This is a genomic window from Vibrio sp. LQ2, assembly GCF_023920125.1.
GTDB classification, from domain to species: domain Bacteria; phylum Pseudomonadota; class Gammaproteobacteria; order Enterobacterales; family Vibrionaceae; genus Vibrio; species Vibrio fluvialis.
Map to the genome: position 1 here is coordinate 3,585,923 of NZ_CP085308.1, position 13,888 is coordinate 3,599,810.

At 47.6% G+C, this 13,888-nt stretch carries 13 protein-coding genes; 5 read left to right on the top strand and 8 right to left on the bottom strand.

Translation table 11 applies throughout. The features are described 5' to 3' along the window. Positions 1–16 precede the first annotated feature (16 nt). The 5 genes from secG to rlmE form a co-directional block, all read right to left on the bottom strand. Positions 17–355 carry a preprotein translocase subunit SecG gene (gene secG, locus LGV68_RS16760; protein WP_024374244.1) on the bottom strand — a complete coding sequence of 113 codons (339 nt, stop codon included), beginning with the start codon at positions 353–355 and terminating at the stop codon, positions 17–19. Between the two features lie 256 nt (positions 356–611). Continuing rightward, positions 612–1,952 (bottom strand): phosphoglucosamine mutase, encoded by a 1,341-nt coding sequence (gene glmM / locus LGV68_RS16765; protein ID WP_020332043.1) that lies wholly within the window; start codon positions 1,950–1,952, stop codon positions 612–614. A 16-nt stretch (positions 1,953–1,968) separates the two neighbouring features. After that, entirely contained in the window at positions 1,969–2,808 is an 840-nt protein-coding gene (gene folP, locus LGV68_RS16770) for a dihydropteroate synthase (RefSeq protein ID WP_252535685.1), read from the bottom strand. 72 nt (positions 2,809–2,880) lie between these two features. Further along, positions 2,881–4,851: an ATP-dependent zinc metalloprotease FtsH gene (gene ftsH, locus LGV68_RS16775; RefSeq protein ID WP_080650541.1), complete on the bottom strand. Its 1,971-nt coding sequence runs from the start codon at positions 4,849–4,851 to the stop codon at positions 2,881–2,883. Between the two features lie 99 nt (positions 4,852–4,950). Next, on the bottom strand, positions 4,951–5,580 hold the full coding sequence (rlmE, locus tag LGV68_RS16780; RefSeq protein ID WP_020430511.1) for a 23S rRNA (uridine(2552)-2'-O)-methyltransferase RlmE: 630 nt from the start codon (positions 5,578–5,580) through the stop codon (positions 4,951–4,953). A gap of 119 nt (positions 5,581–5,699) precedes the next feature. Between rlmE and yhbY the strand changes: the two genes are divergently transcribed. Further along, positions 5,700–5,996 (top strand): ribosome assembly RNA-binding protein YhbY, encoded by a 297-nt coding sequence (gene yhbY / locus LGV68_RS16785; RefSeq protein WP_252535686.1) that lies wholly within the window; start codon positions 5,700–5,702, stop codon positions 5,994–5,996. 75 nt (positions 5,997–6,071) lie between these two features. Here the strand turns inward: yhbY and greA are convergent, their stop codons facing one another. Then, complete coding sequence (gene greA / locus LGV68_RS16790; protein WP_020332039.1) at positions 6,072–6,545, bottom strand: transcription elongation factor GreA; 474 nt, start codon at positions 6,543–6,545, stop codon at positions 6,072–6,074. A 543-nt stretch (positions 6,546–7,088) separates the two neighbouring features. On the opposite strand from greA, the gene LGV68_RS16795 reads away from it, so the two are divergent. Beyond that, positions 7,089–8,093 (top strand): porin, encoded by a 1,005-nt coding sequence (locus LGV68_RS16795; protein ID WP_061056168.1) that lies wholly within the window; start codon positions 7,089–7,091, stop codon positions 8,091–8,093. Between the two features lie 99 nt (positions 8,094–8,192). Further along, positions 8,193–9,635 (top strand): serine-type D-Ala-D-Ala carboxypeptidase, encoded by a 1,443-nt coding sequence (dacB, locus tag LGV68_RS16800; RefSeq protein ID WP_252535689.1) that lies wholly within the window; start codon positions 8,193–8,195, stop codon positions 9,633–9,635. On the opposite strand, the gene LGV68_RS16805 is transcribed toward dacB, so the two are convergent. Next, positions 9,601–10,446 carry a magnesium transporter gene (locus tag LGV68_RS16805; protein WP_158125387.1) on the bottom strand — a complete coding sequence of 282 codons (846 nt, stop codon included), beginning with the start codon at positions 10,444–10,446 and terminating at the stop codon, positions 9,601–9,603. The two genes, dacB and LGV68_RS16805, sit on opposite strands and share 35 nt — an antisense overlap. 226 nt (positions 10,447–10,672) lie before the next feature. On the opposite strand from LGV68_RS16805, the gene LGV68_RS16810 reads away from it, so the two are divergent. Continuing rightward, positions 10,673–11,242, top strand: coding sequence for a YbaN family protein (locus tag LGV68_RS16810; RefSeq protein ID WP_020430505.1), 570 nt, complete (start codon positions 10,673–10,675; stop codon positions 11,240–11,242). Positions 11,243–11,277: 35 nt separating this feature from the next. Here the strand turns inward: LGV68_RS16810 and tyrS are convergent, their stop codons facing one another. Then, complete coding sequence (gene tyrS, locus LGV68_RS16815) at positions 11,278–12,465, bottom strand: tyrosine--tRNA ligase (RefSeq protein WP_020332034.1); 1,188 nt, start codon at positions 12,463–12,465, stop codon at positions 11,278–11,280. A 130-nt stretch (positions 12,466–12,595) separates the two neighbouring features. On the opposite strand from tyrS, the gene LGV68_RS16820 reads away from it, so the two are divergent. After that, positions 12,596–13,888, top strand: coding sequence for a peptidoglycan DD-metalloendopeptidase family protein (locus LGV68_RS16820; RefSeq protein ID WP_020332033.1), 1,293 nt, complete (start codon positions 12,596–12,598; stop codon positions 13,886–13,888).

Here is a 13,888-nt window from a genome sequence, read left to right on the forward strand (position 1 = left end):
TATCGCTTTCGATAAGTTAGTGAGGAATTTCGTCGCTTGATTTAGCTGGAGCTTCACTCACTGTCTCAGCAGCTTTCTGTTGAATCACCTGACCTTGCGATGGGTCAACCCATTGTGATTCAGTCTTATGCGTAGACATATTGCCTAGCACCAAGCTGATGATAAAAAATACGGTTGCAAAAATTGCAGTCATTCGGGTTAGGAAGTTACCTGAGCCGCTCGCGCCAAACACTGTGTTTGAAGCACCAGCACCGAAAGAGGCTCCCATATCTGCGCCTTTACCTTGTTGAATCAACACCAGGCCAATGATACCAACCGCTGCCAACAGGTAAATCACAAGTAGAACTGTAAACATTACTTCCACCTATGTTCCAAATTGTTGAGCCAGCGCCGTTCAATCATTCGACTTGAACAAGGCTAGCGACCTCCTCTTCGAAGGCGGAGGCAATACTAACGAATGCAAGTTTGACTGACAAGCGGAATTTTCGAAAAAAGTCGAGTTTATGAATCAAACGGTCAAAAAAGGTTCAAAGAAAGCGTAATCAAAAACTTGCCCGATTTGCCGACCATTTTTCAATAACCTAGCTTATCGGGCAAGTAGCGACCTGCGTTTAGCAGTTCACTTTTACCGCTTCAGCAATTTTCAACGCAGATGTTTGCACCAGCGCAGCATCTTCACCTTCAACCATCACGCGAATCAAAGGCTCTGTGCCTGATTTACGCAGCAGAACACGTCCTTTATCACCCAACTCAGCTTCCACTTCTTTAACTGATGCAATCACCGCTTCCGCTTCCAGAGGATTGTTGTCGCCACTGAAACGCACGTTTTCCAGCACTTGCGGATAAAGGGTCATGCCTTTGGCCAGCTCACTCAACGTCATTTCGCTCCCCACCACAGAGGCTAACACCTGCAGCGCCGCCACAATGGCATCACCTGTAGTGACTTTATCCAGCAAAATAACATGGCCTGAGTTTTCAGCGCCAATCAGCCAACCTTTTTCCTGCAGTTTTTCCATGACATAACGATCACCGACCGCAGCTCGAATGAACGGAATTCCCAATTGTTTGAGACCATTTTCCATACCAAGGTTGGTCATCAGCGTACCGACAACGCCGCCTTTCAGCTCGCCACGGCGTAGCGCATCGCGGGCAATGATGTAGGCAATCTGATCGCCATCAACTTTATTACCCAGTTCATCAACCATGATGATGCGGTCACCATCACCGTCAAAGGCAAGGCCAAGGTCTGCTTTTTCATCAACAACCCGTTGTTGCAGCGCACGCACATCCGTCGCGCCCACTTTATCGTTAATGTTCAGACCATCAGGCTCAACACCCATTGCGATGACATCTGCACCCAGCTCTTTAAATACATTCGGTGCAATGTGGTAGGTGGCGCCGTGCGCACAGTCGACCACAATTTTTAATCCAGCCAGGCTCAGCTTGGAGGGAAATGTGCTCTTACAAAATTCGATATAGCGACCTGCAGCATCGACCAGACGCGAGGCTTTACCCAACTCTGCCGATTCAACGCACTCAATCTGTTTGTCCAACTCTGCTTCAATCGCCAGCTCAATATCATCTGGCAGTTTGGTGCCTTCCGAAGAGAAGAACTTAATGCCGTTATCGTAGTACGGATTATGTGATGCAGAAATCACAATTCCCGCTTCTGCTCGGAAAGTTTGAGTCAGATACGCCACCGCCGGTGTCGGCATTGGTCCTGTAAAAATGGCTTTCAAGCCAGCGGCAGCCAAGCCTGCCTCAAGCGCAGACTCCAGCATGTAGCCAGAAATGCGGGTATCTTTACCTATGATGACCTTCTTAGTGCCTTGCTTAGCCAGCACTCGTCCAGCCGCCCAGCCAAGCTTTAATACGAAATCCGGTGTAATTGGATATTGGCCAACTTTGCCACGTACACCGTCAGTACCAAAATAACGTCTTTGATCAGACATGATGATTCCTTAGTTTTTATAATATGCTGTTTTTGTTCATCGTTTCGATGATAGTCATCGCTTCCAGTGTCTCTTCGACATCATGCACACGAATAATCTGCGCACCTTTCATCGCAGCAATCGATGCACAAGTCACACTGGCGACCATACAATCCGCGGGTTTTTTATCTAACAATTTAAAAATCATAGATTTGCGTGACATACCAGCCAAGACAGGCAAGCCAAAACGATGGAACTGTTCCAAGTTCGCCAGCAGATGATAATTGTGTACGATGGATTTACCAAAGCCAAATCCAGGATCGAGGATAATATTCTCACGAGCAATACCTGCTGCCTCACATGCAGCCATACGCTCCAGAAGAAACGCTTCGACTTCAGCCATTAGATCGCCATATTGCGGATTTTGCTGCATGGTCTTCGGCTGGCCTTTCATGTGCATGATGCATACAGGAACATTCGCGGCCGCGGCAACTTCAAGCGCACCCGGCTCGGTCAATGAACGGATATCATTGATCAAATCAGCGCCCGCAGCCACAGACTGACGCATCACTTCCGCTTTACTAGTATCCACTGAAATCCACACATCCTGATTGTGCTCACGAATGGCTTTTACAATTGGGATAACTCGCTCAAGTTCTTCTTCTAAACTAACTTCCGGCGCGCCTGGCCTCGTCGATTCGCCACCAATATCGATGATACTGACACCGGCTGCGATCATCTTTTGCGCTCTTTCCAGCGCTTTGTCCAGCGTGGTGTAGCTGCCACCGTCAGAGAAAGAATCCGGCGTGGTGTTGAGAATACCCATTACATGTGGGCGATCAAGTTCGAGAGTTTTAGTTGCAGTTTGTATTTTCATAAGTCCCTGAAAATAGATTTGGCCTGAAACAGAAAACCCCGAACAAGTCGGGGTTTTAATATAAGAGAAGGATTACTCTGCGTCTTTCTTGTCAGCTGGTTGTGCTGAATCTTGGTCCGCAGTTTGCTCATCTGACGGAGCAGCAGTTGCAACCGTATCTTCGGCTTTCACTTCTGGCTCTGCTTTATCCTGAGGCGCCGCATTCGCACGGTCTCCCCAACCCGCAGGTTCACGAATATCCTCTTTGCGAGCCATCAGATCATCGATCTGACCCGCATCAATCGTCTCATACTTCATCAGTGCATCTTTCATTGAATGCATGATATCCATATTGTCGATCAGAATTTTGCGTGCACGCTCGTAGTTGCGATCGATGATCTTACGAACTTCATCGTCTATCAGTTTCGCGGTGTCATCTGACATGTGCTTAGTCTGCGTTACACTGCGGCCTAAGAATACTTCGCCTTCTTCTTCCGCATACAGCATAGGGCCCAGTTTTTCCGAGAAGCCCCATTGCGTCACCATCTTACGCGCAATATCTGTCGCACGTTCAATGTCGTTAGACGCACCCGTAGACACTTTTTCAACGCCGTAAATCAGTTCTTCCGCCAAACGACCACCATACAGGCTGGAAATCATCGACTCGAGATGCTGTTTAGACATACTCACTCGGTCTTGCTCTGGCAGATACATAGTCACACCAAGAGCGCGACCACGTGGAATGATCGACACTTTATAAACAGGGTCGTGCTCAGGAACCAAGCGACCAACAATAGCGTGACCCGCTTCATGGTAAGCCGTCGATTCTTTAGTCTCTTCAGACATCACCATTGAACGGCGCTCAGCACCCATCATGATTTTGTCTTTGGCCAGTTCAAACTCAACCATCGAAACGTTGCGTTTGTTACCACGAGCAGCAAACAGAGCCGCTTCGTTCACAAGGTTCGCAAGATCAGCCCCCGAGAAACCTGGCGTACCACGAGCAATCAGCGAAGGTTCCACATCGCCAGCCAGCGGTACTTTACGCATGTGTACTTTCAGAATTTGTTCACGACCGCGAACATCGGGTAGCCCAACAACAACCTGACGGTCGAAACGGCCAGGACGCAGCAGCGCAGGGTCAAGTACGTCAGGACGGTTGGTTGCAGCGATAACGATAATACCTTCGTTACCTTCAAAACCATCCATTTCAACCAGCATCTGGTTCAGGGTTTGTTCACGTTCATCGTGACCACCACCGACACCCGCACCACGTTGGCGACCAACAGCATCGATCTCATCAATAAAGATGATACATGGCGCGGCTTTTTTCGCTTGCTCGAACATGTCACGCACACGAGAGGCACCGACACCAACAAACATTTCAACGAAATCAGAGCCAGAGATTGTAAAGAATGGGACTTTAGCTTCACCAGCAATCGCTTTAGCCAGCAAGGTTTTACCAGTACCTGGAGGACCCACCATCAGAACACCCGTCGGAATCTTACCGCCCAGTTTCTGGAAGCGGCTCGGATCACGCAGATAATCCACCAGTTCTTTCACGTCTTCTTTGGCTTCGTCACAACCAGCGACATCACCAAACGTGGTTTTGATCTGCTCTTCGCTCATCATGCGAGCTTTGCTCTTACCAAAGGACATTGCGCCTTTGCCGCCGCCGCCCTGCATTTGACGCATGAAGAAAATCCATACACCGATAAGCAGAATCATCGGGAACCAAGAGATAAAGATGGTGCCCAGTAAACTTTGCTCTTCCGGAGGTGTGCCTTGAACTTTGACGTTCTGATTAATCAGGTCATCCAGCAACTTCTGGTCATACACTGGCATGTAAGTGACGTAGCGAGTACTTCCACCACGACGGGTGAAAGAAATTTCACTGTTATTGAATTGAGCTTCCTGAATCTGGCCTTGGCCAACTTCCTGTACAAATGTGGTGTAATCGATGGTTCTGCCGTTACTGTCACCAGGGCCAAAGCTCTGGAATACAGACATCAGTACGACCGCAATCACAAGCCACAGAATTAAATTTTTTGCCATGTCACTCAAGGTGTAAGCCTCGCGATAACTAGTTGTAATTAAAGGTAGGGTACTACAGTTTGTAGGCTGTAGCCATAGTGTTAACTTTTCCCACTATGGGCAAAATAGTTAACCTTTGTAACCGGTGGCGACGATGTAGACTTCGCGGGAACGCGCCCTTGAAGAATCGGGTTTACGGATTTTAACCGCTTTGAACATGTCTCGGACATCCTTGACATACTGGTCAAACCCTTCGCCCTGGAACACTTTGACCACAAAACTACCATTAGGTGCAAGAACTTGTCGACACATATCTAAAGCTAATTCCACCAGATACATAGCTCGTGGTTGGTCCACGGACAGGTTACCCGCCATATTTGGCGCCATATCAGACATTACTACGTCAACCATATCCGGTTGGATCCGTTCCAGCAGCGCATCCAATACCGCTTCCTCACGGAAGTCGCCCTGCAGGAATGAAACACCAGCAATGGAATCCATCGGCAAAATATCGCACGCAATCACTTGCCCCTCATCACCAACGATTCCAACTGCATATTGCGACCAGCCCCCTGGCGCGGCGCCTAAGTCGACGACTGTCATGCCTGGCTGCAATAATTTATCTTTACTTTGAATCTCTTCTATTTTGAAGATAGCACGTGAACGATAACCTTTCTTTTTAGCTTCGTTTACGTATTTGTCGTCAAAATGTTCTTTCAACCAGCGGCCGGAGCTCGCCGAATGCTTCTGTTTACTCATTCGATTCCTAACTTAGCAGCCTCTATCTGAGAAAGTATGGTAGAAAATATAGTCTTCCAAGATAGATGGCGTTAAAATGTGTTTTTTCAACCCTAATAGTAAAGAAAATTGGGCGCGTAATGAACCTAAGCAACAAACAAAAGCAGCATCTAAAAGCCCTGGCACACAATTTAAAACCTGTTGTGCTGATGGGTGGCAACGGACTTACTGAAGCTGTTTTAGCGGAAATCGAAATTGCGCTTGACCACCACGAACTGATTAAAGTGAAAGTGGTATCAGAGGATCGCGAAACTAAACATCTGATTGTAGATGCTATTGTTCGTGAGACCGGAGCAGGGAAAGTTCAGGTAATCGGCAAAGTATTGGTTCTTTTCCGTCCGTCTGAACAACGTAAAATCGAACTGCCACGCAAGTAATTTCGGTTACTTAAGATTACAAAAAGGTCGCATGATGCGACCTTTTTGATTATTAGTGCCTGCGTTTCGCGTGTTTTATAGATAGTCGACGCGGTCGATCTCAAACACCTTTTCACCACCGGGTGTCGAGATAGTCACTTCATCGCCTTCCATCTTACCGATCAGCCCACGTGCAATTGGCGAACTTACAGAGATGCGGCCAGATTTGATGTCTGCTTCATCTTCGCCCACGATTTGGTACGTTTTCTCTTCATCAGTATCAACGTCAATCAGAGTCACGGTTGAACCAAAGATGATTTTGCCTGTGTTTTCCAGTTTGGTGACGTCAATAACTTGAGCCACTGACAGCTTGAATTCGATATCGCGAATTTGCGCTTCACAGATGCCCTGCTCTTCACGAGCGGCATGATACTCTGCGTTTTCTTTTAGATCGCCCAATTCGCGCGCTTCCGCAATCGCTTCTGAAATCTTCGGACGAAGCTTAAGTAGTCTATCCAGTTCTTCACGCAGCATCTTTTCGCCGCGAAGTGTCATCGGAACTTTTTCCATTTTATACCTCTATGCCAAAGCTATCTTTGGACAATACAAAACTACCCAACCCCTAAAAAAGGATTAGGTAGTACTCGATGAATCATTTGCAGATTAGTGTAAACAAACATGCCGATGAAATCATCCAAATTCAAGTTTTGCGACCAGAAATTGAGATTAAGCCCAACCTGTAAGATTCAGCGTGATCTGCTGCACAATTCATTTGTTTAGAATTTCCGCTAAAACACGTAAAAAAAGATAAAGAATTCAACTTTCTTTACCATTTAAAACCTTTCACAAAACCAAACAAAAACGTTAAAAAACAATAATTTGATATTTTTTTATTGACAATAAAACACTGTTCATAAGCTGGATTTATATCATTTTACTAACTGATTGAGGAACTTTGAGGGTACAAATTGAGCCACGAACGCTTTGAATGTTCTGTGTGAATACTAATATGTAATAGGTATTCAACTAGACACATTTAAATATTCGCCGCACGTTAGATAAAACAACGTGGCTGAATTATTACTTATGGACAGTAAACTAGGACTTAATAAGATGAAAAAGACTCTGATTGCTCTTGCGGTCTCAGCTGCAGCAGTGGCTACTGGCGTAAACGCTGGTGAACTATACAACCAAGATGGTACTTCTCTAGCACTAGGCGGCCGTGCTGAAGCACGTCTGTCTCTGAAAGATGGCAAAGCAGACGACAAAACTCGTGTGCGTATCAACGTTCTGGGCAAAACTCAAATCAACGACAGCCTGTACGGTCTTGGTTTCTACGAAGCTGAACTGACTACTAACGATGGCGGCGATATCGACAGCGATAGCGATAACCTGACTAGTCGTTACGCATACGCTGGAATCGGCGGCAACTTCGGTGAAGTATCTTACGGTAAAACTGAAGGCTCACTGGGTGTAATCACTGACTTTACCGATATCATGGCTTACCACGGTAACTCTGCAGCAGACAAACTGACTGTTGCTGACCGTGCGGACAACATGATTGCATACAAAGGCCAGTTCTCTGACCTGGCTCTACGTGCGACTTACCGTTTTGCAGACCGTAGCGATGACGGTTCAACTTTCTCTGATAACAAACAAGATGGTTACTCTCTGTCTGCTATCTACGCAATCGGCGACACTGGCGTGAAACTAGGTGCTGGCTACGCTGACCAAGACAAAGCTAACGAATACATGCTAGCAGCGTCTTACACCGTTTCTGATTTCTACTTCGCAGGTCTGTTTACTGACGGTGAGAAACAAGATTCAAACCGCAACAAGTACGACTACACTGGTTACGAGCTAGCAGCAGCTTACACTCTGAACCAAACTGTATTCACTACTACTTACAACAACGCTGAAACTGAAAGTGAAACTTCTGCTGACAACCTGGCAGTAGACGCGACTTACTACTTCAAGCCTAACTTCCGTGCTTACGTATCGTACAACTTCAACCTGATTGACAAAGGCGATACTATCGGTACTTCAACTGGTAAAGGCACTGCAACTAAAGTTGACGCTGAAGACGAAATCGCACTGGGTCTGCGTTACGACTTCTAATTTGACATTCATCTGTCAATCGCAAAACGCCTGCTTACTAGCAGGCGTTTTTCTATCTCGCTATACTCTCTGTCACCATTTCCCCAGTGATCAGGCGTTATGTCTTTACTTCAACCCCGACGATTCCGTGTCTTTTCCTTCTCCCTGTACTGTGTTTTCTTTTCCGTAGCGGCTTCAGCGCAGCTAAACACGCAATCTTTACCGAACGGCGCTCGCGCTGGGCTGCTTATCCAGTCGCTCAATAACGCGGAGCCGAGTGAACGTCTGCAAACCGGAGAGTATTTTCCGCCAGCCAGCACATTAAAAGTGATCACCGCATTAGCGAGCCAGTTAGAGTTAGGGCCGGATTTTCGCTTTGAAACAACATTAGCCGTTTCCGGAAATAACGCAGCGCTGGTGTTCAGTGGAGATCCCACGCTCAAAACCGACGATGTGAAAACACTGCTCAGAGCACTCAAACAACAGCAAGGCTCGACCATCACGGGCGACTTATGGCTTGATAATCGCCGCTTTACCGGATACGAGCGCGCGATCGGTTGGCCCTGGGACGTCATGGGCGTATGTTACAGTGCTCCGGTCAGCTCGATTAATCTTGATGGAAACTGCATTCAGGCATCCATTTATACTCAGGATGATGGCCGAACCCGCGTATTCGTTCCTGAGCATTACCCGGTGCATGTGATTTCCGAAGCCCGCAGCGTGAGCGATACCGAACAACAAAGCCAGCATTGCGATTTAGAGCTCACCACATCACCGGAAAACCATTATCGTCTCGCAGGTTGCCTGCCCAGTCGAACAAAGCCTCTGCCACTGAAATTCGCCGTGCAGAACACAGATTTGTATGCTCAGCGTCTGGTGTATAAATTGCTCAATCAATTGGGCATCACTTTAAAAGGTGAAGTAAGAATTGGCGCTCTGCCCGGAAAAACCGCTCAAGTGATTGCCACTCACCAATCCGAAAGCCTGACTCAGCTATTGGATACCATGCTTAAAGATTCTGACAATCTGATTGCTGACACGCTGACCAAAACGCTAGGACACCATTTTTTCCTTCAACCAGGCAGCTTTACCAACGGTACCGAAGCGATCAAACAGATCATTTTTGCGCGTACAGGCATTTCACTGGCTGACGCACAGCTCACCGACGGATCCGGCTTATCACGCAACAACCGAATTCGTCTCGACAGCATGCGCCAGATCCTCATCTACGTCTGGCAACACGATCAGGAATTAGGGCTTATCGATTTGCTTCCTGTTGCTGGTGAGAGTGGCACACTCAAATATCGCCGCAGCATGCGCAGCGATGAAGTGAAAGGCAAGATCAAAGGGAAGAGTGGATCGCTGTACGGTACACACAACGTGGTTGGTTTCGGACTGGACAAACAGGGCAAGCCGGAGACACTGTTTATTCAGTATGTCACCGACTATTTCCCGCCAGAGTCCCAAACTGAGCTTCCGGTCGAAGCCCCCATTACTCAGTTTGAGTCCGGATTTTATCATCAGGTTCTCAGCCTAAGCCAAGCACATGATTCACGACAGTAAAGTAGATCCACATCCCTGAGATATCGACGATCGATGCCAATACCGGGCTGACCAACACCGCAGGATCCAGCTTACAAGCCCGGGCGATGATCGGCAGAATGCCGCCCAGTGTGGTTGAGATCGTCACTTGAATAAACAGCGCAATGGCGATCGCCAGCGCAATGCTATTCAAACTGAATCCCCCAGCCGCATTCGGATCGCTGAACAGCAGAATGCGGCCAATCATGACCAGCGAAATGGCCAATGCGATACACAATGCCACCCGGCTCTCTTTCCATAGCACACTCATCCACTGCCGCTTTTTAAGCTCGCCCGTCGCAAGAGCACTGATCACCAATGTAGCTGCCTGACTGCCAGTGTTACCGCCCGCAGCCGCGATCACAGGCATATACACCGCCAGCAATACTAACTGACTCAACGTGTCTTCATAGTGCGAAATGATCAGGCCTGACACAATACCCAGCAAAGCCAGCGAAATGATCCATCCGATACGATGTTTCACATGCTCCATCACACTGGTATTCAGATAGCTGTGCGACGTCTCCACCTCTGAGTGAATGAAACCCAAGCGGTGGGCATAGTGACGAGCACGTTTATCGTGATCTTCTTTATCCAGCAAGTTCAGCAAATGCTGGACATAGCCAACCGAACAGTGGTGCAAAATCGCCACCGCTTCATCAATCGGCATAACCGTCAGCAAATGTACTTGCGTTTGTTCATCGTATTGCAAAAATGCGTTACGCGCAGCGCCGATTTCCTCTTGAGAAAAATAGGCATTATTTTCAATGTAGTAGTTGTTCATTACCGTCATGGCGAATCTCCCGATTGGCATAGGTAACGACCATCGATAAGTAGGCATCAACAACATTTCACACGTCATTACGTGTGACATGCCAAGGCTTATCAACTAGAGGAATGGAGAAAAATAGAGAGGAATTTGAGAAAAGGTTCCCTACCGCGCAGGCAGGGCGAACAAGCCAATACCAACAGCGGGTTATTTTTCTCCCTTCATACTAGGGGGATGGTCGGTATTGTTCATGTTAGTCTCCGAAATTACGCGGCATTTAAAGCAGCGCGGGGATTGTAGCAAACCAAAACCTAAAAAACAGTCAAATCAGCGTAAATTTTCTCAGCACCTCGACATCTGGTTAAATCGCTTCGATACTGTTTATAACGCGATGAAAATCATAGGATTCACGTTATTGATGAACCGAATAAAACGCAAAGGTTATCAGTGTGTCGGTATCACCTGTGTGATTCTGGGTGCCATCGGCGCCACCGTACCGCTTCTGCCCACCGTGCCCTTTTTGCTGCTGGCTCTGTACTGCTTTGGCGTATCGTCACCGAGATTTCAGCAATGGCTGCTACAACACCAAAGGCTGGGGCCGTTGGCCAGGCGGTTACACCATAAACAAGGATTTACCCGGGCGGAAAAGTGGCAGTCGCTGACCGTCATTTGGCTGTCCATGGGGAGTGTGTGGTATTTCATGGCACAGAATACCCACTGGCAATATGCGATTGCAGCACTGCTGCTGTTTGAAACTTGGTTTATCCTGCGCTTAAAAACCTATATCGCTCCAAACCACCCCACAAAAAAAGCGCCCTGAGGCGCTTTTCATTTAATCGTTGTGGTAACCGTCAATTACTTTACCGTTACTCGCGCAAACTTACGCTTACCAACTTGATAAACCGATGTGCCTACCTCAGGAACCAGTTTCGCGTCATCCAGTTTTTCACCGTCTTGCTTTACCGCACCTTGCTTGATCATACGCAGAGCGTCCGATGTTGAACCAACCAGGCCTGCGTCTTTCAACAGGTTAGCAATCGCGATACCCGCTTCAAATTCAAACTCCGGCATTTCATCCGGCATCGCACCTTTCTGGAAACGGTTAATGAACTCTTGCTCTGCCGCATCCGCATCCGCTTCTGAATGGAAGCGAGCGATGATCTCTTTCGCCAGCAGGATTTTGATATCACGAGGGTTTTTACCGTTCGCCACATCTGCTTTAAATTGCTGAAGTTCTTCCAGAGGACGGAAAGACAGAAGCTCATAATAGCTCCACATCAGATCATCCGAGATCGACATGATTTTACCAAACATTTCACTTGGCGCTTCGCTGACACCAATATAGTTGTTGGCTGACTTCGACATTTTCTTCTCGCCGTCCAAACCAACCAGTAGAGGCATCATCAGCACAACTTGTGGCTTCTGGCCGTTTGATTTTTGCAGCTCACGCCCCATCAGCAAGTTGAATTTCTGGTCAGTACCACCCAGCTCAACATCGGTTTCCATCGCGACAGAATCGTAACCTTGCAGCAGTGGATACATAAATTCATGAATCGCAATCGGCTGACCGTTCGCATAACGTTTTTTGAAATCATCACGCTCAAGCATACGAGCTACCGTTTGGTTCGCCGCCAAACGAATCATACCTTCCGCACCCAGTTCAGACAGCCATTCTGAGTTGAACTGAATCTTGGTTTTAGCGGGGTCCAGAATCTTGAACACCTGTTGCTTGTAGGTTTCCGCGTTGCGCAGTACATCTTCGCGAGTCAGCGGCGGACGCGTGGTATTTTTACCTGTTGGGTCGCCAACCATACCAGTGAAGTCACCGATAAGGAACGTCACATCATGGCCTAAGTCCTGGAAAGTACGTAGCTTGTTCAGGATTACCGTGTGACCAAGGTGAATGTCCGGAGCCGTTGGATCCGCACCCAATTTGATACGCAGAGGACGGCCTTCTTTCAGCTTGGCAATCAGTTCTTCTTCCGGAATCAGCTCCTCGACACCACGCTTAATCTCAGCTAAAGCAGCTTCAATACTCGCCATTCTTGTTCACTCCCACAGATTTGGCAAAAATTTAATAGTTCGACATCTTACTTGAATAGCGATGAATTTTGAAACCAGTTAGACTAACGAACTAGCGTTTTTGTTAATTAATCATTGAACGAACCCGAGTATGCTTTCTATTTTTGCTCGTCTTCCGTGGATTCATCGGGCGTTAATTGCCCTGTTCAGTGCGTTGATCGTCATCGCCCTGTTTTTTCTGCCGAATCCGGAGGCACTGAGAAACGATTCCAACCGGCTCCAGGTCGGACACCATTATCCGCTTGCTATTAATAGTGAAGCGCTCTCTCCCGGTGCAACCATTTTGCCTTCTGCCGTTTTGCGTTGGGAGAAACACACTGTCCACTCAGGGGAAAGTGCTGCTGTTCTGTTTCAGCGTATCGGCCTATCTTCCCGTCAGTTATATGAGCTGACCTCCAGCAACGACGATATCAACAATCAGTTGTCACGCTTAAGACCTGGTGATGAATTACAGTTTGGCTTTGATGAGAATAACGATCTGATTCAGCTCAAACGCAAAATCAGCGCGTACGAAACCTTCTCTGTAACCCGTTCAGAATCGGGTTACACGTCCGAATTTGATAAAAAAGACATCTTCTACCAATACAATTATGCGGAGGCAGAGATCACGTCTAATTTCTGGAATGCTGCCGTCAGTGCTGGTTTGTCGGCGAACCAAATCATGGAGTTGGCAGGCATTTTTGGCTGGGACGTCGATTTTGCTCTCGATATTCGTAGCGGAGATACATTCAAATTGCTGTATCAGGAGAAAGTGGTTGAAGGTGAAGTGATTGGCCGGGGTAACATCATCGCCGCTATGTTCACCAACCAAGGCACCACGTTTACCGCAATTCTGGATGACAATACGGGCAACTATTACGATGAAAACGGCCGTGCGATGAAAAAAGCATTCCTGCGTTCTCCGCTCGATTTCCGCCGCGTTTCGTCTAACTTTAATCCGCGTCGCTTACACCCTGTAACTGGTCAGGTGAAAGCGCACCGTGGCACTGACTATGTTGCCCCTGTCGGCACGCCGATTTGGGCAGCTGGTGACGGCGTGGTAGAAAAATCCAGCTACAACCAATTTAACGGTAACTACGTTTTCATTCGTCACAGCAACACCTACATCACAAAATATCTGCACCTGACGCGCCGCACTGTTAAAACGGGTCAGCGAGTAAAACAGGGACAGGTGATCGGTACGCTGGGGGGAACTGGTCGAGTCACTGGTCCGCACCTGCATTACGAGTTTCTGGTTAATGGGGTTCATAAAAACCCGCGTACAGTCGAACTGCCGCAATCAAAATCACTCAACGGGAAAGCCAAAGAAACCTTTATTGCTAATGCAAAAATTCGGCTACAAAAACTCTCCCGCTACAGTGAGCTGCTGTACGCAAAAAACTAA

Excerpts from the sequence above, each read along its gene's own strand:
- folP (WP_252535685.1), bottom strand. The coding sequence starts at position 2,808 with ATGAAAATACAAACTGCAACTAAAACTCTCGAACTTGATCGCCCACAT.
- rlmE (WP_020430511.1), bottom strand. The coding sequence starts at position 5,580 with ATGAGTAAACAGAAGCATTCGGCGAGCTCCGGCCGCTGGTTGAAAGAA.
- yhbY (WP_252535686.1), top strand. The coding sequence starts at position 5,700 with ATGAACCTAAGCAACAAACAAAAGCAGCATCTAAAAGCCCTGGCACAC.
- dacB (WP_252535689.1), top strand. The coding sequence starts at position 8,193 with ATGTCTTTACTTCAACCCCGACGATTCCGTGTCTTTTCCTTCTCCCTG.
- tyrS (WP_020332034.1), bottom strand. The coding sequence starts at position 12,465 with ATGGCGAGTATTGAAGCTGCTTTAGCTGAGATTAAGCGTGGTGTCGAG.
- LGV68_RS16795 (WP_061056168.1), top strand. The coding sequence starts at position 7,089 with ATGAAAAAGACTCTGATTGCTCTTGCGGTCTCAGCTGCAGCAGTGGCT.
- greA (WP_020332039.1), bottom strand. The coding sequence starts at position 6,545 with ATGGAAAAAGTTCCGATGACACTTCGCGGCGAAAAGATGCTGCGTGAA.
- secG (WP_024374244.1), bottom strand. The coding sequence starts at position 355 with ATGTTTACAGTTCTACTTGTGATTTACCTGTTGGCAGCGGTTGGTATC.
- glmM (WP_020332043.1), bottom strand. The coding sequence starts at position 1,952 with ATGTCTGATCAAAGACGTTATTTTGGTACTGACGGTGTACGTGGCAAA.
- LGV68_RS16820 (WP_020332033.1), top strand. The coding sequence starts at position 12,596 with ATGCTTTCTATTTTTGCTCGTCTTCCGTGGATTCATCGGGCGTTAATT.
- LGV68_RS16810 (WP_020430505.1), top strand. The coding sequence starts at position 10,673 with ATGTTAGTCTCCGAAATTACGCGGCATTTAAAGCAGCGCGGGGATTGT.
- LGV68_RS16805 (WP_158125387.1), bottom strand. The coding sequence starts at position 10,446 with ATGACGGTAATGAACAACTACTACATTGAAAATAATGCCTATTTTTCT.